10 protein-coding genes are annotated in these 18,893 nt (G+C 74.8%); 6 read left to right on the forward strand and 4 right to left on the reverse strand.

Features of this window, described 5'->3' with window-relative positions; all coding sequences use genetic code 11:
- The 5 genes from AB0F18_RS32365 to fxsT form a co-directional block, all read left to right on the forward strand.
- A partial coding sequence (locus AB0F18_RS32365; RefSeq protein WP_362067102.1) for an SAV_2336 N-terminal domain-related protein occupies positions 1-4,234 on the forward strand: 4,234 nt, incomplete at its 5' end.
- 139 nt (positions 4,235-4,373) lie between these two features.
- On the forward strand, positions 4,374-4,574 hold the full coding sequence (fxsA, locus tag AB0F18_RS32370; RefSeq protein WP_362067104.1) for an FxSxx-COOH cyclophane-containing RiPP peptide: 201 nt from the start codon (positions 4,374-4,376) through the stop codon (positions 4,572-4,574).
- Between the two features lie 148 nt (positions 4,575-4,722).
- Positions 4,723-6,018, forward strand: coding sequence for an FxsB family cyclophane-forming radical SAM/SPASM peptide maturase (locus AB0F18_RS32375; protein ID WP_362067106.1), 1,296 nt, complete (start codon positions 4,723-4,725; stop codon positions 6,016-6,018).
- Entirely contained in the window at positions 6,015-7,418 is a 1,404-nt protein-coding gene (locus AB0F18_RS32380; protein ID WP_362067108.1) for an HEXXH motif domain-containing protein, read from the forward strand. Before AB0F18_RS32375 ends, AB0F18_RS32380 begins: the two co-directional genes overlap by 4 nt.
- 122 nt (positions 7,419-7,540) lie before the next feature.
- Positions 7,541-10,543, forward strand: a complete 3,003-nt coding sequence (fxsT, locus tag AB0F18_RS32385) for an FxSxx-COOH system tetratricopeptide repeat protein (protein ID WP_362067110.1) — start codon at positions 7,541-7,543, stop codon at positions 10,541-10,543.
- Between the two features lie 58 nt (positions 10,544-10,601).
- Here the strand turns inward: fxsT and AB0F18_RS32390 are convergent, their stop codons facing one another.
- The 4 genes from AB0F18_RS32390 to AB0F18_RS32405 form a co-directional block, all read right to left on the reverse strand.
- On the reverse strand, positions 10,602-14,477 hold the full coding sequence (locus AB0F18_RS32390; RefSeq protein ID WP_362067112.1) for a multifunctional oxoglutarate decarboxylase/oxoglutarate dehydrogenase thiamine pyrophosphate-binding subunit/dihydrolipoyllysine-residue succinyltransferase subunit: 3,876 nt from the start codon (positions 14,475-14,477) through the stop codon (positions 10,602-10,604).
- A 258-nt stretch (positions 14,478-14,735) separates the two neighbouring features.
- Positions 14,736-15,827, reverse strand: a complete 1,092-nt coding sequence (locus AB0F18_RS32395; protein WP_362067118.1) for an ATP-binding protein — start codon at positions 15,825-15,827, stop codon at positions 14,736-14,738.
- A 2-nt stretch (positions 15,828-15,829) separates the two neighbouring features.
- On the reverse strand, positions 15,830-16,570 hold the full coding sequence (locus AB0F18_RS32400; RefSeq protein ID WP_079429744.1) for a response regulator transcription factor: 741 nt from the start codon (positions 16,568-16,570) through the stop codon (positions 15,830-15,832).
- A gap of 120 nt (positions 16,571-16,690) precedes the next feature.
- Positions 16,691-17,044, reverse strand: coding sequence for a hypothetical protein (locus tag AB0F18_RS32405; RefSeq protein ID WP_362067114.1), 354 nt, complete (start codon positions 17,042-17,044; stop codon positions 16,691-16,693).
- On the opposite strand from AB0F18_RS32405, the gene AB0F18_RS32410 reads away from it, so the two are divergent.
- Positions 17,031-18,773, forward strand: coding sequence for a glycosyltransferase family 39 protein (locus AB0F18_RS32410; RefSeq protein WP_362067116.1), 1,743 nt, complete (start codon positions 17,031-17,033; stop codon positions 18,771-18,773). The two genes, AB0F18_RS32405 and AB0F18_RS32410, sit on opposite strands and share 14 nt — an antisense overlap.
- Positions 18,774-18,893 lie beyond the last annotated feature (120 nt).

Consider the following 18,893-nt stretch of genomic DNA (forward strand, 5'->3'; position numbering starts at 1 on the left):
CCTCGCGCTGTCCGGGCTCGGCGGCATGGTGTCCGTCGAACTCCCCGTCGAGGCCGTGCGCGCACGGCTGACGGACGGGCTGTCGATCGCGGCCGGGGTCCCCGTACGCGTCCCCGGGGCGGCCGCACTGCCCCGCATCCTCGACATCCAGCGGGCCCTGCGCGCCCTCCAGCGCCACCGGCCGCCCGGACCGCCCACCCGTACCGTCCTCGACGAGTCCGCCACCGCCGAGGCCAGCGCCCGCGCCCTCGGTTTCGTCATCCCGGTCTTCCGGCCCGAGAGCCGGCGCGAGGCGACCGTACGGCTCGTGATGGACGCCTCGCCGTCCATGGCGGTGTGGCAGGACATGTTCGACGAACTGCGGGCGGTGTGCGAGCGGTTGGGCGCCTTCCGTGACGTCCAGGTGCACTACCTGCACCGGCTCCCCGACGGCACGGCCGCCGTCGGCCGCGGCCCCGCGCCCGGCACCGGGGTGCGCTCCGGGGACCAGCTGCGCGACCCCACCGGGCGGACGCTGACCATGGTGGTCTCCGACTGCGCCGGACCCGTGTGGCGCGAGGGCGAGGCCCAGCGGGTTCTGCACCGCTGGGCCGAATGCGCCCCCTGCGCGGTGGTCCAGCCCCTGCCGCAGCGGCTGTGGGGGCGCAGCTGGCTGCCGACCGAGCGCGGGGTGCTGGAGCGGGCCGGCGGCCGGGGCGGGGCCGGCGCGAGCGGTACGGGCGGCGGGCCGGGGCTGACGTTCCACCCGGACCGGCCGGCCCGGCCCGGGCGGCCCACCGGCGGGCTCACCGTGCCCGTGCTGCCGCCCAACGCGACCGCGCTGGGCGCCTGGGCCCGGCTCGTGGCCGGGCTGGGCTCGGGACCCGTGCCGGCCGAGGTGGGCCGGGTGCTGGCCCGCCACCCGGCCGCCCCCGTACCGCTGCCCCGCACCGCCCGGCCGCCGCACGAGCTGGTGCACCGCTTCCGCTCCTCCGCCGCGCCCGGCGCCGTACAGCTCGCCGTGTACCTGTCGGCGGCGCCGCTGACCCTGCCCGTGATGCGGCTGGTGCAGCGGACGATGCTGCCCGACTCGGAGCCGTCCGACCTCGCCGAGGTGCTGCTCAGCGGGCTGCTGCGGCGCAGTGGCGCCACGCCCGGGCCGTGGTACGAGTTCGTACCGGGGGTGCAGGACGTGCTGCTGGGGCCGCTGGGACGGGACGAGGCCGCGCTGGTGCTCAAGCACTGCTCCGAGTACGTCCTCGCGCACTTCGGCCGGGGCGTACGCAACTTCCCCGCGCTCGCCGTCTCCCAGCTGACCGGGGTCCCGGCGGGCGAGCCCGAGGAGGAGGACGAGGACCGGGCGCCCGCGGGGCCGCTGCCGCAGGCCTTCGCGCAGGTGTCGGCGAAGGTCGTACGCCGCTACCTGCCGGGGCCCCCGGAGGAGGACCCGGAGCCGGGCCCGGAGCCGGCGCCCGTGCCCGAACCGCCCGGCCGCGCCCGGTCGGTGCGGGCGGCGCGCGACCGGCTGCTCCTCGGGGACGCCGACGGCGGAGCGCGCCACCTCCAGGACGCCGCCGCCCTGCTGCGGCGGGCCGTGGCGGCCCCGGCCGGGCCGGAGGACCCGCCGGAGGAGGCCGAGGCCGAGCTGGCCGGTGTGCTGCTGCGGCTGTGGTCGGCCCAGCGGGCCCCGGAGCTCCTCGACGAGGCCGAGCGGGCCGTGACCGGGCTGCGGACCGGCGCGGGGCGGGCGGCGCTGGGCCGGGTCCTGTACGAGCGGGCCCTGGCGTCGGGCCCGGACGAGCAGCCGCTGCTGGGCGCCGCCGCCCGGGAGTTCGCCGCGGCGGGGGCCGCCGCCGGGGACGACGCGGACCTGACGGTGGACTGCGCGGTGCGCCGGGCCCGCACCCTGATCCGCCTCGCCGCACTCCGCGCCGACCCGGCCCCGCTGCACGAGGCCCGCACGGCCCTGGAACCCCTGACCACGGACCCGCGCACCGCCCACCCGGAGCTCCTCCTGACCCTGGGCGGCGTCCTGCTGGCCCTCCTGACCCACACCCAGCACCCGACGGAACGCACGGCCCTGGCGGAGCACGCAGTCACCACCCTGGAAACAGCCCTGACCCTCCTGACCCCACCCCCACCCCAGGGCCCCCGGGACAACGCCCCACCCCCGACGCACCGGCCGGGCGGGGCGCCGCCGGCGGACCCGGCGACCCCGGACCAGCCGGACCCGGCTGGCCCGGCGAGCAGGGCGGGCGGGCCGGACGGGGCGAATCCGGCGGATCTGGCTGACCCGGCTGCCCCGGCTGATCCCCTGCACTCGCCGCCCCCGCCGCCCCCGCCGCCCCCGCCGCCCCCGCCGCCCCCGCCGCCCCCGGTGGGCCCGGCGGACGGGACGGAGGGGGCGGATGGGGAGGTCGCTGCTGATCTGCCGGACGGGGCTGCCCCCGTGGATCGGCCCGACCCGGCCGACCGGCCCGACCCGGCCGACCGGGCGGATCGGCCGCGCGCGGCGGACAGGGCAGCCACTGCGGGCGCGGGGGACCGGCTGGATCCGGGGAGCGCGGCGGACGGAGTGGACAGGCCGGGTGCGGCCGCCGGCGGAGCTCCCGAACGCCGGCCGGGCCCGCCCGGGAGCGCCCCCGGCCGCGCCGTGGAGCCTGCGGACGGCACCACCCCGGCCACCGCAACCCCCGCACACCGTCCGGACCCGGACCCCGACGCGCCCGGGGAGGGCCCCGGCCGCCCGGCGCCGGGGCCGACACCGGGTCCGGCGGACCCGGGCGCTCCCACCCCGCCGGCCCCGGCCGCTGGGCCCGGCGAGGGCCCGGCCTCGGCGGGCGGCACCGCCCCGACCACCGGCGGCGACGCGGACCGCACGGCCTCGGGCGGCGGCCGTGACACGGGTGGCGCCGTCCGGACCGGAACCAGCCCGTCAACCGGGAGCAGTGCGGGGCCGGATGCGGAGGTGGGGCCGCACGTCGGGAGCGACGGGAGGCCGGTTGAGGGCCCGGTCGATCCGTCCGCCGGGGGAGCTGGCGGTAGCCGTGATGCGGGCGAAACCACCGGCACCGGTCCGGGCGCGGGCCCGTCGCCCGGGTCCAGCGCGGGAGCTGAGAGCCGCGCGGACTCCGGCGGTGGCCGTGATGCGGGCGAGGCCGCTTCGACCGGCACCGGCCCCGCAGCTGGAAGTGGCGCAGGCGCGGCCGGCCGGGCCCTCGGCGACCCGGCCGGAGCCGACGCCGCGCCCGAGGCTGCCAGCCGGACGGGAGCCGATGCCGATACCGGGTCGGCAGCTGCCCCCTGGGCCACCAGCAGCACGGCGCCCGAGGCTGCCCCCCGGGCCGGACCAGGGCCCCGGGCCGAGGGGGGTGCCCGGGGTGGGGAGCGGGGGCGGCGGATCGTGAGGGTGCGGGTGGAGTTGGCCGGGGCCCTGCGGTATCTGCCCTGGCGGCTCGACGAGGCGCTGGAGCAGGTGGCGCGGGCGCTCGACGAGGCCGTCGGGGAGCCCGAGCTGCGGCTCGCCGCCCTGCTCTGCCTGGCCCGTGTGCACCGGGCCCGGTACGCCCGTGACGGGGACCCCGCGGCGCTGGAGGAGGCCGCCGAGGCGTACGGGCGGGCCCGGCGGCTGATCCCCCGCGACGGGGACGCCTACGGCGAACTGCTGCCCGAGTGGGGCGACGTGCTCCTGGAGCGGGCCCGCTCCGCCGACGGCCGCCGGTTCGCCTCCACCGCCGTACGGGTGCTGCGCGAGAGCCGGGCGGCGGTGGCCCAGTCCGACCGCGGGGCCGCGTACCGGCTGCGGAGGCTGGCCTCCGGGCTGCGGCTGCGCCACACCTACGAGGGAGACCTCGTCGACCTCCGGGAGGCCGAGTACCTCCTGGAGCTGGCCGTCCGGCAGGGACACGGCCCCCTGGAGAGGGCCCGCGCCTGGCGCGACCACGGGGACGTCCAGCAGGAGATCCACTTCCACACCCGCACCACCGACCGCCTGGACCGGGCCGCGGACTCCTACCGCCGGGCCTGGCGCGCCGCCCTGGAGGCCGGCCGGGACGCACCCGACGACACCGCCCTCCGGCTCGCCGCCCGGGTCCAGGAACTGCGCGGCGGGGTCCTGGAGCGCCTGGCCCGCCCCCGGGCCGCCCTCGACGCGTACCGGGCCGCCCTGGAGCTGTGGCGGCGCCAGGACCTGCCGGACGGGGAGCGGGCCTCGGCCGTGCGGGCGCGGATCCACGACCTGGAGACGGGCGGTTGAGCCGTTTCCGCCCGCCGGACCGCGGGAAAGGGCAGTGGACCAGTGCATTCCATCGCATTCCACATCCCACATACCGCGTTCCGCATGCGCGTTCAGCGTTCTGCGGTATTCCACGGTTCGACAGGGGGACGGGCAGCCCATGGTGACCGGACGTCAGGAAGTGGCCAGGCCCCCCGAACCCCGCCCCTGCGCCGGGCAGCTCCCCGACCTCTCCGGGCTCGACCTGGCCGCCCTGCGCGGCATCGCCCACCCGGTGCTCGCCGAGGTCGTCGAGGGGCTCGTGGAGCGGGTGACCCACCCGGCCGAGATCCTCAACGCCTTCGACTCCGGCGTCGCCTGACCCGCACCCCGGGTCCGCAGGCCCGGCCCGTAGGTCCGTACCGCCCGGAGTTGACCACTTTCCGCCGTTAGCCGGGCCGGTCCGGAGGGCAGGGATGGACCGTCCTGGGGGTCCCCCCAGTGGTGGCCGGGGGAGGGAGGCGCGGGTGATGAGCCGAGCGATCACGGGCGGTCCCGCACTGCCCGCACCGCACCGGACCCCCGCCGCCCCGACCCCTCCGACCCCCCTCACCCGTCACACCCGCCACGCCCCCTGGCCGTACACCCGCCTCGACGTCCCCGCCCTGCGCGCCGCCGGCCACCGGCCGCACCCAGTACGGCAGTTCGTGCTCAAGACCCACAGCCGCTGCAACCTCGCCTGCACCTACTGCTACGTCTACGAGATGGCCGACCAGAGCTGGCGCACCCGCCCCGCCGCCATGGCCCCCGCCACCGCCCTGCGCGCCGCCGAACGCATCGCCGAGCACGCCGCCGCGCACGAACTGCCCCGCGTGGACCTCGTCCTGCACGGCGGGGAACCCCTCCTCGCCGCCCCCGCCGAACTGGCAGCCCCCGTCGAGGCGGTACGCACCGCACTGGCCCGGCGCTCGCCCCGCACCCGGGTCACCGCCAGCGTGCAGACCAACGCGACCCTCCTCACCCGGGGCCGGATCGCCGCCCTGGCCGCCGCCGGGATCCGCATCGGCGTCAGCCTCGACGGCGGGCTCCCCGCCCACAACGCCCGCCGCGTGGACCACGCCGGCCGGCCCGGCTTCGCCGCCGCCGCGCGGGGCCTGCGGCTGCTGGCCCGGCACCCGGCCAGCTACGCCGGGGTGCTGTGCGTGGCCGACATCGCGCAGGACCCGGTGGAGACGTACGAGTCCCTGCTCGCGTTCGCCCCGCCCGCCATCGGCCTGCTGCTGCCCCTGGCCAACTGGAGCACCCCGCCGCCCGGCCGCACCGGGCCCGGGACCCCGTACGCCGACTGGCTGATCGCCGTCTTCGAACGGTGGTGGCACGACGGGGCGCGGCGCACCCGCATCCGGATCTTCGAGGAGGTCGTCGCGCTGCTGCTGGGACTGCCCGCCGCCACCGAGAGCCTCGGCCTGGCACCCGCCACCACCGCCGTGGTGGAGACCGACGGCAGCATCGAGCAGGCCGACTCGCTGAAGTCCGCCTACGAAGGGGCCGCGGCGACCGGCATGACCCTCGACAGCCACAGCTTCGACGACCTCCTCGACCACCCCGGCTTCGCCGCCCGCCAGCTCGGCCTCGACGCCCTCGCCGCGGGCTGCCGGGCCTGCGAGCTGGTGGAGGTCTGCGGCGGCGGCCACTACCCCCACCGCTACCGGGAGGGGGAGGGCTTCCGCCAGCCGTCCGTGTACTGCGCGGACCTCCAGGCCCTGATCCGCCACATCGCCCGCGCGGTCCACGCGGCCGCCACGACCCAACGGGCCGCCTCATGACCCACCCCCCGCACACCGACCCGCCCCGCCCCACCCGCCCCGCCGCACCCGGCCCCGCCGCCGCACCCGATCCCACCTGGCCCGCCGATCCCGCCGATGCCCGGCCCGGTGTCCCCGCCCCCCGACCCCCCCCGGGCACCCCCGCCGCCCCCGCCGGGGCGCCCAACGGGCTCCCCCGGTTCTCCGTCGGCTCCCGCGTCCTGCGCGCCCTCGCCTCCACCGAGCCGTCCCCCGAAGGGCTGCGGCTCGTCGGGGACGTCCGGCGGTCCAAGCGGCTGCTCCTGCTGCGGGCCGTCCTCGACGCCGCCCCCGGGGCCGAGGCCGGGGAGTGGTGGGGGCAGCTGGAGGAGGCCGAACGGCAGGAGCCCGACGCCGTCCGCGACGTGCTGCACTACCCGTCCACCGGCGTGTGGGCCGAGGAGACCCTGCGCCGGCTGCACGCCCCCCAGGGCCCCGCCCCCGACCTCGGGCACCTCGGCGCCATCGCCGTCGCCGCCGCCCTGCGCGCCGGCATCGGGTTCAAGACCACCCTGCGACCCACGCACGGCCGCCTCGCCCTGCCCACTCTCGGCCTGCTGCGCCCCGACCGGCCCGGCCCGCTCGCCCTCACCGAACGCTCCTGGGACACCTGCGGCGTCCTGCCGCTGCACCCCCTGCCCGGCGGCCGGACCTCCCTCGACGACCTCGACCCCTACCGGGCCCCCGCCACCGGCCACCCCGCCCCCGTACGCCCCGCCCGCCGCCTCACCCCCAAGGGGCACAAACGCTGGGACACCCAGTGGGCCGGAGCGTTCACCCTCCTGGAGCGCTACGACTCCACCCGCGCCGACGAGGCATCCCGCCTGCTGCGCTCCGTCGTCCCGCTGGCCGGAGGCTCCCGCTCCAGCGGCGCCACCCTCCCCGCCGCCGCCGGGGCGGTCCTGGCCCGCGGCCAGTCCCCGCCCGCCCTGGCCGCGACCCTCGTCCACGAGGTGCAGCACGGCAAGCTCGCCGCCCTCACCGACGTCCTCACCCTGCACACCGCCGACCCCACCCCCTGCCACTGGGCCCCCTGGCGCGCCGACCCGCGCCCCCTGGAAGGGCTGCTGCACGGCACGTACGCCCACCTGGCCCTGGCCGGCTACTGGCAGCGCGCCGCCCTCTACGGGGCCCGCGGCGCCTGGGCCCAGCACGCCCGGATCCGCGCCCAGGTGGCCGCCGTCCTGCCCGTCCTGCGCGCCCACCCCCGACTGACCGCCACCGGACGGGAGTTCGTCGACGGCATGGCCGAGGCCGAGCGGGCCATGGACGAGCTGCCGCCGCCCGGAGGCCAGTCCGCCACCGCCCGCCGCGCCCTCGAACGCGAACGCCGCGCCTGGTGCGAGGCACACCCCGAACTCGCCGGGTTCGCAGGGGTCTGACGGGCCGTCCGCTGCGGTACCTTTCAAGCCGCTGCTCGCACCCCGTCCCGCCGCCGGAGCCCCCGCCCGGCGACGGCACCCCGCACCCGTCCACCGCACGGACACCCCAGGGAGACGGCCGCATGACCGGTACCGTGACGCGCCACGACCGCGACGGAGCCGCCCAGCCCCAGCGCTTCGTCATCAGCTTCGCCGGCTTCAACCGCCCCTGGGCGGTGTGGATCGCCCACCGCCTGGAGGAGCACGGCCACCGCGTCGCCCTCCAGCGCTGGGACCCCCAGACCGGCCCCGGCATCACCGAGGCCCTCGACGACCTCGCCCGCGCCGGCGGCACGGTCCTCCTCATCCTCAGCGAACGTTTCTTCTCCGTCGGCACCCACACGGACGAGGAGTGGAACGCCGCCCTGCGCACCGTCACCGAGGCCCACCCCGGCCGGTTCGCCGCCGTCTCCCTCACCGACGCCCCGCTGCCCAGCGCCGTCGCCGCCCTGGAGAAGACCGACCTGTGGGGCCTGGACGCCTACGAGGCCGAGTACCGCGTCCTGCGCCGCCTCGACCTCCCCACCGTCCGCGTCGGCACCGAGTCCGGCCGCCGCGGCCCCCGCTTCCCCAACGACCCGCCCGAGATCTGGGGCCGTGTCCCGCGCCGCAACCCCCGCTTCACCGGCCGCAACGACGTCATCGGCCGGCTCCGCACCGCCCTCACCGAAGCCCCGCCCGGCGCCTCCACCGTCACCCTCCTGGGACTGTCCGGGGTCGGCAAGACCCAGGTCGCCACCGAGTACGCCTACCGCTTCGCCTCCGAATACGACGTCGTCTGGTGGGTCCCCGCCGAGGACCGCCCCACCCTGCGCGAACGCCTCGCCGACCTCGCCCCCGAACTCGGCCTGCCGCGCGGCGCGGGCAGCTACGGCGAGCAGATCCGGGCCGTACTGGAGGCGCTGCGGCGCGGATCCCCGTACCACCGCTGGCTGATGGTCTACGACGGCTGCGACAACCCCGACGACCTCACCGACCTGCTGCCCTCCGGCGCCGGCGACGTCATCATCACCTCCCGCAACCGCGAATGGGCCGCCCGCCACACCAGCCTCGTCGAAGTCCCCCTCTACGCCCGTCCCGAGTCCATCACCTTCATCCGCCGCCGGGCCCGCCGCCTCACCGGCGACGAGGCCGACCAGCTCGCCGAGGCCCTGGAGGACTACCCCCTCGCCCTCGACCAGACCGCCGGCTGGCTCGCCGACTCCCCCCTCGGCGTCGGCGAGTACCTCACCCTCCTCCAGCGCCGGCTGGACTCCCACGAGGCCGTCGCCCTCTCCGACGACTACCCGCTGCCCTTCCCGACCGCCCTGGCCATACTCCTCAACAACGTCCGCGAGAACTTCCCCGACGCCCTCGCCCTGCTGCGGCTGTTCGTCTTCTTCGCCCCCGGCCGGGTCCCGCTGCGCCTGCTGCGCGAGTTCCCCGCCGAGGACGTGCCCGAACACCTCGCCGGGATCGTGGGCGACCAGATCCGCTGGAACGCCGCCCTCAACAAACTCGTCCAGTTCTCCGTCGTCCGCCTGGAGTACTCCGACCTGTCGGTGGAGGAGGGCGGCGGTCTGGAGACCGTCCAGCTGCACCGCATGGTCCACAACATCGTCCGCGAGAACCTCGCCGAGGACGAGGCCGACCAGCTCTCCCGCGCCGTCCGCCAGGTCCTCGCCGCCGCCGACCCCGGCCGGCCCACCGACTCCCGGCTCTGGCCGCGCTACGCCGAACTCGTCCCGCACCTGGAACCCGCCGGGGTGCTCACCAGCAGCAACCCCCGCATCCAGAACTTCCTGCTGCACTGCCTGCGCTACCTGATCCTCGCCGGCGAGTACCGCACCTGTCTGCGCCTGTCCGAACAGACCGACCACGTCTGGCGGGCCATGCTCGGCGACGACCACGACCAGGTCCGCGAACTCAGCTACCACTACGGCGGAGCCCTGCGCATGCTCGGCCACTTCCGCCAGGCCGAGTCCCTCGCCCGCCAGGTCGCCGACCGGCTCATCGCCGAACGCGGCGACCGCGACCTGGAAACCCTCCGCGCCACCAGCACCTACGCCGGCGTCCTCCTCAGCACCGCCAAGTTCGACCAGGCCCGCACCCTGCTGGAACACGCCTTCGTCTGCTACCGCGAACTCCTCGGCGAGGACGACGCCACCACCCTGGGCGCCCAGAACAACGTCGCCGTCGCCCTGCGCCTCCTCGGCCGCTACCAGGAGGCCTACGACACCGACCTGGACACCCTGCGCCGCCGCGAACGCGTCCTGCGGGTCCGGCACATCGCCACCCTCTCCTCCGGCATCGGCTGCGCCATGGGCCTGCGCCTGATGGGCCGCTACCGCGAAGCCCTCGCCCGCCAGGAACAGGGCCTCAAACTGCACGTCCAGGTCCTCGGCGCCAACCACCCCCAGACCCTGCGCGCCGAACACAACCTCGGCCAGTGCCTGCGCCGCACCGGCGACATCCCCGGCGCCGGCGCCCGCCTGCGCAGCGTCCTGGAACGCTCGACCCGCGTGTTCGGCGCCGAGTTCCCCTGGACCCTGATGGTCGCCTCCGACTACGCCACCTACCTGCGCGAATACGGGGACATCGAGGAGGCCCGCCGGATCTCCGAGGAGGTCGTCCGCGGCTACCAGTCCCAGCTGGGCCTCGCCCACCCGTACAGCATCGGCACGGTCGGCAACCTCGGCCTGGTCCTGCGCGCCCAGGGCGAACGCACCGAGGCCCTCAACCTCGCCGAACAGGCCCTGGTCGGCATGCGCGGCGCGCTCGGCGACCGCCACCCCTGGACCCTGGGCTGCGCCCTCAACGCCACCGGCCACCGCAACATCACCGGCCACCTGGAATCCGCCCTGGACCTCAGCCGCGAGACCCTGCGCACCACCGAACAGGTCCTCGGCCCCGACCACCCGATGACCCTCAGCGCCCGGATCGCCCTCGCCGCCGACCTCCGCTCGGTACGGGAGGACGCGGAGGCCGCCAAACACGAGGACGCCGGCCTCAAGGCCCTCACCCGCACCCTGGGCCCCCAGCACGTCCACACCGTCTCGGCCCGCCAGCAGACCCGCCCCTACTGGGACTTCGAACCGCAACCCTAGACAGCCGGAAGGCCCGGCCCCCACCAAAGGGGGCCGGGCCTTCCGTTCACCACGAGGCTCAGGCTTCGAAGACCTCGTTCAGCAGCAGCTGCTGCTCCGCCTGGTGGCGCTTCGCGGAGCCCACCGCCGGGGACGAGCCGTGCGGACGCGAGATGCGCCGCAGGCGCTCGCCCGCCGGGATGTCCGCGCCGACCGCCAGGTCGAGGTGGTCGATCAGGTTCAGCGCGATGAACGGCCACGCACCCTGGTTCGCCGGCTCCTCCTGCGCCCAGATGTACTTCGCCGCGTTCGGGAACTTGGCGATCTCCGCCTGCAGTTCCGCGCCCGGCAGCGGGTACAGCCGCTCGATGCGGATGATCGCCGTGTCGGTGATGCCGCGCTTCTCCCGCTCGGCCTCCAGGTCGTAGTAGACCTTGCCCGCGCAGAAGACGACCTTGCGCACGGCGTTCGGGTCCACCGTGCTGTCACCGATGACCGGACGGAACGAACCGCTCGTGAACTCCTCCGCCTTCGACGCCGCCGCCTTCAGACGCAGCATCGACTTCGGGGTGAAGACGATGAGCGGCTTGTGGTGCGGGTTGTGGACCTGCCAGCGCAGCAGGTGGAAGTAGTTCGACGGCAGGGTCGGCATCGCGACCGTCATGTTGTCCTGCGCGCACATCTGGAGGAAGCGCTCCGGGCGGGCGGACGAGTGGTCCGGGCCCTGGCCCTCGTAGCCGTGCGGCAGCAGCAGCGTGACGCCGGAGGTCTGGCCCCACTTCTGCTCGGCCGAGGAGATGAACTCGTCGACGACGGTCTGCGCGCCGTTGACGAAGTCACCGAACTGGGCCTCCCACAGCACCAGCGCGTCCGGGCGGGCCAGCGAGTAGCCGTACTCGAAGCCCATGGCCGCGTACTCGGAGAGCAGCGAGTCGTAGACGTTGTAGCGGGCCTGGTCGTCCGACAGGTACTGCAGCGGCGTGTAGTCCTTGCCGGTCTCCCGGTCGATGAGGACCGCGTGACGCTGGCCGAACGTGCCGCGGCGGGAGTCCTGGCCGGACAGGCGGACCGGGGTGCCCTCCATCAGCAGCGAACCGAAGGCCAGGGTCTCGCCCATGCCCCAGTCGATGGTGCCGTCGTCGATCATCGCCGCGCGGCGCTGCAGCTGCGGCAGCAGACGCGGGTGGACCGTGTGGCCCTCGGGGACGTTGACCTGGGACTCGGCGATCCGCTTGACGACCTCCGGGGAGACCGCCGTGTTCACGGCGACCGGGAACTCGGCCTGCGGGGCCTGGGCCGGCGCGGCGACCGCGGGCTGCGTGGCGGCCTCGCGGACCTCCGCGAAGACCTTCTCCAGCTGGCCCTGGAAGTCCTGGAGCGCCTGCTCGGCCTCTTCCAGCGTGATGTCGCCGCGACCGATGAGGGACTCGGTGTACAGCTTGCGCACCGAGCGCTTCTTGTCGATCAGGTCGTACATCAGCGGCTGCGTGAACGCCGGGTTGTCCGACTCGTTGTGACCGCGGCGGCGGTAGCAGATGAGGTCGATGACGACGTCCTTGTTGAACGCCTGGCGGAACTCGAAGGCGAGCCGCGCGACGCGGACCACGGCCTCCGGGTCGTCACCGTTCACGTGGAAGATCGGCGCCTCGATCATGCGGGCCACGTCGGTCGCGTACATCGACGAACGCGAGGACTCCGGGGCGGCGGTGAAGCCGACCTGGTTGTTGATCACGACGTGGACGGTGCCGCCGGTGCGGTAGCCGCGCAGCTGCGACATGTTCAGGGTCTCGGCGACGACACCCTGGCCGGCGAAGGCCGCGTCGCCGTGCAGGGCGACGGGCAGGACGGTGAAGTCCGTGCCGGCCTTGCCGATGACGTCCTGCTTGGCGCGGGCGACACCCTCCAGGACCGGGTCCACGGCCTCCAGGTGCGAGGGGTTGGCGACGAGCGAGACCTTGATCTGCTCCCCGTCCAGGCCCGTGAAGGTGCCCTCGGCGCCCAGGTGGTACTTGACGTCGCCGGAGCCGTGCATGGACTTCGGGTCGAGGTTGCCCTCGAACTCGCGGAAGATCTGCGCGTACGACTTGCCGACGATGTTCGCCAGGACGTTCAGGCGGCCGCGGTGGGCCATGCCGATGACGACCTCGTCGAGGCGGGCCTCGGCGGCCGAGTCGATGACGGCGTCGAGCAGCGGGATGACGGACTCGCCGCCCTCCAGCGAGAAGCGCTTCTGGCCGACGTACTTCGTCTGCAGGAAGGTCTCGAAGGCCTCCGCCGCGTTCAGGCGGCGCAGGATGCGCAGCTGCTCCTCGCGCTCCGGCTTGGAGTGCGCCCGCTCGATGCGGTCCTGGATCCAGCGGCGCTGCTTCGGGTCCTGGATGTGCATGAACTCGACGCCGGTGGTGCGGCAGTACGAGTCGCGCAGCACGCCGAGGATGTCGCGCAGCTTCATCATCGACTTGCCGGCGAAGCCGCCGACGGCGAACTCGCGCTCCAGGTCCCACAGGGTGAGGCCGTGCTCGGTGATGTCGAGGTCGGGGTGCTTGCGCTGCTTGTACTCCAGCGGGTCGGTGTCGGCCATGACGTGGCCGCGGACCCGGTAGGAGTGGATCAGCTCGAAGACGCGGGCGGCCTTCGTGACGTCGTCGTCGTGCGAGGCGTCGATGTCGCGCATCCAGCGGACCGGCTCGTACGGGATCCGCAGCGACTCGAAGACGCTGTCGTAGAAGCCGTTCTCGCCGAGCAGGAGGTTCGCGACGATCCGCAGGAACTCGCCGGAGGCCGCGCCCTGGATGACCCGGTGGTCGTAGGTCGAGGTCAGGGTCATGACCTTGGAGATGCCCAGCTTGTTCAGGGTGTCCTGCGAGGTGCCCTGGAACTCGGCGGGGTAGTCCATGGAGCCGACGCCCATGATGACCGACTGACCGGGCATCAGACGGGGCACGGAGTGGACGGTGCCCAGGCCGCCGGGGTTGGTCAGGGAGACCGTCACACCGGTGAAGTCGTCCATCGTCAGCTTGCCGACGCGGGCGCGGCGGACGATGTCCTCGTAGGCCTGCCAGAACTCGAAGAAGTTCAGGGTCTCGGCCTTCTTGATGCCGGCGACGACGAGCTGGCGGTCGCCGTTCGGCTTGACCAGGTCGATCGCGAGGCCGAAGTTCACGTGCTCCGGCTTGACCAGGGTCGGCTTGCCGTCCTTCTCCGCGAAGGAGTAGTTCATGGACGGCATGGCCTTGATGGCCTGCACCATCGCGTAGCCGATGAGGTGGGTGAAGGAGATCTTCCCACCGCGGGCGCGCTTGAGGTGGTTGTTGATGACGATGCGGTTGTCGAACAGCAGCTTCACCGGGACGGCGCGGACGGACGTGGCCGTCGGGACGTCGAGGGAGGCGTTCATGTTCTTGGCCACGGCGGCCGCGGGGCCGCGGAGCGTCACCAGCTCGGGGCCGCTGGGGGCCTCGGCGGCGGGCGCGGCCTTCTGGGCGGCTACGGCGGGAGCAGCGGCCGGAGCCGGGGCCTGAGGGGCGGGGGCGGCCGGTGCGGCGGCCTGGCCCTGGGAGGTGATCACAGCAGGGGCACCAGAGGGGGTGGCAGGAGCAGGGGAAGGAGCTGACACGGGTGTGGTCGCGGGGGAGGGCGCGGCAGGCGCCGCCCCCGTGGCGGCGTCGACGGCCTTCGGGATCCCGACGGGGGCGGTGGCGGCCTGTGCGGAGGCGCCATCCGTCGTCGCGGACTTCTCGGGACCATCGGCCTTCACCGGAGCGGCAGCGCCCCCCGGCTTGTAGTCGGCGAAGAAGTCCCACCAGGCCCGGTCGACCGAGTTCGGGTCCTGGAGGTACTGCTGATAGATCTCGTCGACGAGCCACTCATTCGCGCCGAAGCCTGAGGCAGGGGTCTTCCCGCCCTCTGCTGCGTCGGTCGTGGTGCTCGGGTTACTGGGGGACTGTGGCGACACGGCGGCAACCGCCCTCTTCCGCTTCACAAGGTATGGACAGCGGGAATAAAGGCTACGCCTCCCCGGCGGTGCAATGCAGGCCGGGCGGGACTTCCGTCGTGCAGGTCACACCGAACGGCGGGTTTCGTCACGTGGAATGGCGGGAAACAAGCGTGGTTCGGGTAGGGGGCAGCGAGGTTGCGACCCCCGCGGCCTCGCACCCCTGACGACCCCGGGCACGTGTGGCCGAGATCATGTCCTTCCCACTCGAACCCTACGTCAAGACAGCGCCGGCGAGCTGCCCGGAAGGGTGACAAGGATTCGGCAACCACGTGACGATTCGGCCACGCGGATGTCCCCTCCGTGCAGGCCGACGGCCCAGCGGGCGATCGCCAGCCCCAGCCCCGTGCCCCCGTCGCCGCCGCCCGCCGACCCCCGGTTGAACCGCTCGAAGACCCGGTGGCGCTCCGCCTCCGGAATCCCCGGACCCTCGTCCACGACCTCCAGGGCCAGGCTCCCGGGCGTGTCGCCGGCCCGCGCCCGCACCGTGACCCGGCCGTGCTCCGGACTGTGCTTCACCGCGTTGTCGATCAGGTTGGCCACCACCTGGTGCAGCCGCTCCGCGTCCGCGTACGCCGTCAGCTCCGGAGGGTGCACGTCCAGGTGAAGGTGCACGTCGTTGCGGGTGTGCCCACCCGAACCGGAAGACAGCCCCGGCCGCCCCGCGGCCGCCAGCCCCGACTCCTTCAGCACCCCCGACAGATACGGCCACACCTCGAAGCGGCGCGCCTTCAGCGGCACCACCCCGTTGTCCACCCGCGACAGGTCCAGCAGCGTCTCCACCAGCCGGCCCAGCCGCTCCGCCTGCTTCAGCATGGTCCGCATGGTCTCCGGATCGGCCTCCGAGACCCCGTCCACCACGTTCTCCAGCACCGCCCGCAGCGCCGCGATCGGAGTCCGCAGTTCATGCGAGACGTTCGCGACCAGCTCTCGACGGTGCCTGTCCTCGGCCTCCAGATCATCGGCCATCCGGTTGATCGTCGACGCCAGATCGCCCAGCTCGTCACGCCGCCCCGTGCCGCTCACCCGGCGCGTGTAGTCCCCGTGCGAGATCGCCCGGGCGACCGTGTTCATCTCGTCCAGCGGCGCCGTCAGACCGTGCGCCACGAACTGGGTGATCAGCATCGAGGCGATCACCGAGAAGACCGTGATGAACCGCAGCTCCGTGTCCGTGCGCAGGGCCACCATCAGCAGGCCGGTCGTGATGAACACCGAGACCACGACGAGCGTGCCGAGCTTCGTCTTGATCGAGAACGGCGAGTACGGGCGCGGCGCCCGGTCCGGCCACGGCCCGGACGACCCGGGAGGCACGCTCACGCCTGCGCCGGGGTCTCCAGGGCGTACCCGACGCCGTGGACCGTACGGATCCGCTCCGCGCCGATCTTCCGGCGCAGCGCCTTGATGTGGCTGTCGACCGTACGGGTGCCCGACGCGTCGGCCCAGTCCCACACCTCCGCCAGCAGCTGCTCCCGCGAGAGCACCGCCCGCGGGGTCCCCGCCAGGCACACCAGCAGGTCGAACTCGGTCGGCGTCAGGTGCACGTCCTCCGCCTGCACCCGCACCCGGCGCTGCGCGTGGTCGATCTCCAGGTCCCCCAGGCGCAGGGTCGCCCCGCGCGGGGCGGTCGCGGCCTGCGTGGCCCGCTCCACCCGGCGCAGCAGCACGTGGACCCGCGCGGCCAGCTCGCGCATGGAGAACGGCTTCGTCATGTAGTCGTCGGCCCCGACCCCGAGGCCGACCAGCATGTCCGTCTCGTCGTCCCGGGCGGTCAGCATGAGCACCGGCACCGGCCGCTGCGCCTGCACCCGCCGGCACACCTCCAGGCCGTCGAAGCCGGGCAGCATGACGTCCAGCACCAGCAGCTCCGGCAGCCAGCTCTCGGCCGCCGCGACGGCGGCAGGCCCGTCGTAGGCCGTCTGCACCTGGAAACCCTCGGCACGCAGCCGGGCCGAGATGGCGTCGGCGATGGTGCGGTCGTCCTCGACCACCAGCACGCGCCGCTGGGCACCTGGGGTGGCCGCGGCGCCGTTGTGGGTGGTGTGTGTCTGTTCCATGTCCCGCCCCTGATGATCCGCGTGATGGCTGGGGTGCAGCGTAGAGGAGGCTCCGGGCTGCGGCCATGGAGGGTTCGGACAGGACCCGGCAGCATACGGAATCAGAGATTCATCCTGGATTCACGGTGCGGCGTCGAATCCGGGCAGCGCGGCCAGCACCCGGGACAGGGCCGGCGGCAGCACCGTCTCGTCGGCCGACACCTCGAATCCGGCGTGCACGAAGGTGTACGTGAACCCGTCGTAGACCGGCGGATCGGCCGTGGCGGTACGGGGCAGCCGCGCGAAGTCCGCCTCACGGAGCGCGGTGCGCAGATCCTCCAGGCCGGCGGGGTCGAGGCGGCCCTTGCGCAGGTCCTTGTCCTGCTCGCCGACGAGGCTCCAGGAGCCGTCCCCGTTGACGACCAGGGTCCGGGTCCGGCCGGCGAAACCGCCGCTGCGGGTGACGCGCAGGAGGCGCTCGGTGGACGGGTTCACCGTCGGCCGCACCGTCGCCTGGGCGGACGGGTCCTGGGCGGACGGGGCAGGAGCGGACGGGTCCGGCTGCGCCGCGCTCGGGGGCGGGCTCGTGGGAGGCGCTGTGGGAGGAGCGCTGGGGCGCGCGGTCGTGGACAGCATGGCGCCCGCCGGCGCCGACCCGCCGTTGTCACATCCCGCCAGGGACACCGCGGCGAGCAGCACAGCCGCCGCGGCCCCGGGCGCTCGCATCGCTCGCACACCCACCTCCGCGGGTCACCGGTACCGCCCCCGAGTATGGAGGCCCCGACCCGCTACGGAAAGCACCCCGGAGGACGACATCCACCGCACGGCCCCCTGGCGCTGGCTCCCCCCGCTGCTCACCGTCCTCCTCCTCGGCCTCTGGGGGCTGGAGCGGGGTCCGGGCGGCGGCAGCATGTGGCGCGACGAATCGACGACCTGGCAGGTCGCGCACCGGCCGGCCGGCGCCCTCCGGGACCTGCTCGGACAGGTCGACGCGGTGCACGGGCTGTACTACGCCCTGATGCACCTCGTGTTCGGCCTGTGGGGGGACGGCGGGCTGTGGGCGTTGCGGCTGCCGTCCGTGGCGGGCACGGCCCTCGCCGCCGCCGGTGTGGCCGCGGTGGCGCACCGGCTCGCGGGGGAGCGGGCCGCACTGTGGGCGGGCGTCACCTACGCCCTCCTCCCGCCGGTGCAGATGTACGGGCAGGAGGGGCGCTCGTACGCCCTGGTCGCGGCGGCGGTGGCCTGGGCGACGTACCTGATGCTGCGGGAGCGCTGGGCCGCGTACGCGGCGGTGCTGCTGCTGGGCTGCTGGCTGCACGAGTTCGCCGTACTGGCACTGCTCGCCCACGGCTGCGCCGCCGGGCGCGTACGGGGCTGGCGGTGGGCGGCCGGCGCGGTGGCCGCGGGCCTGCTCCCGCTGGCGGTACTGAGCGCCGGCCAGGCGGAACGCCAGCTGGGCTGGCTGGGGCGGCCGGGGTGGGAGGACTGGGCGGCGTACGGGGGGGTGGTGGGGGTGGTCCTGCTGTTGGTGTGGGGTGGGGGTGGGGGTGGGGGTGGGGTGTTGGGGGCGGGGTCTGGGTCTGGGGCGGGGTCGGCGGAGCTGGTCCGGGTCGCGGTGCCCCTGGCGCTGCTGCCGCCGGGCCTGTTGATGGCCGTCTCGCTGGTCCACCCCTGGTACGTCGACCGGTACGTCCTCTACGCCCTGGGCGGGCTCGCCCTGCTGGCGGGGGCAGGGCTGGCCGGGGTGCGGGGGTGGGTGCCGTGGGTGCTGGTGGCCGTGCTGCTCGTTCCCCTGGGGGTGTGGTCGGCGTGGCTGCGGACCCCCGACAGCCGCAAGGACGACGTCCTGGCGGTGGCCGCGGCGGTACGGGAGAAGGCCCGGCCGGGGGACGCGGTCCTGTTCATGCCCTCGCGGAGACGGGAGTGGCTGCTGTCCTCGCCCGGGCTGTACGCGGGGCTGCGCGACGTCGCCCTGGCCGACACCCCGGCCACGTCGCACACCCTCCACGGCACGGAGCTCCCCCCGGACCGGGTCCGGGAGGCACTGCGGGCTTCCCCACGGGTGATAGCCCTGCTGGACCCGGAGGGCCAGCCCCTGGACCCGTACCCGACGGAGTCGGCGAAACGCGAAACCCTGTCGGCCGACTTCGCCCGCTGCTCGGTGACGGAGGTCAGGGGGGCCCGGGTGGCGGTGTATGCGAGACGGGGTGGTGGGTGTGGGTGAGGGGGGTGGGGGAGGGTCCGGGTTTCGGTGGGGCGGTCTCAGGGAGGGGTTGGGGTTTTCCCGTCAGTCTCATCGTCCTTCCGTGTCGGGCCGGCCTGTCAAGGGCGCTCCTTCGTCGCG

The sequence above is a fragment of the Streptomyces sp. NPDC029216 genome (assembly GCF_040648015.1).
In the GTDB taxonomy this organism is placed as follows: domain Bacteria; phylum Actinomycetota; class Actinomycetes; order Streptomycetales; family Streptomycetaceae; genus Streptomyces.

Coding starts and splice junctions, on each gene's coding strand:
- AB0F18_RS32380 (WP_362067108.1), top strand. CDS start 6,015: ATGACCCACCCCCCGCACACCGACCCGCCCCGCCCCACCCGCCCCGCC.
- fxsT (WP_362067110.1), top strand. CDS start 7,541: ATGACCGGTACCGTGACGCGCCACGACCGCGACGGAGCCGCCCAGCCC.
- AB0F18_RS32375 (WP_362067106.1), top strand. CDS start 4,723: ATGAGCCGAGCGATCACGGGCGGTCCCGCACTGCCCGCACCGCACCGG.
- AB0F18_RS32400 (WP_079429744.1), bottom strand. CDS start 16,570: ATGGAACAGACACACACCACCCACAACGGCGCCGCGGCCACCCCAGGT.
- fxsA (WP_362067104.1), top strand. CDS start 4,374: ATGGTGACCGGACGTCAGGAAGTGGCCAGGCCCCCCGAACCCCGCCCC.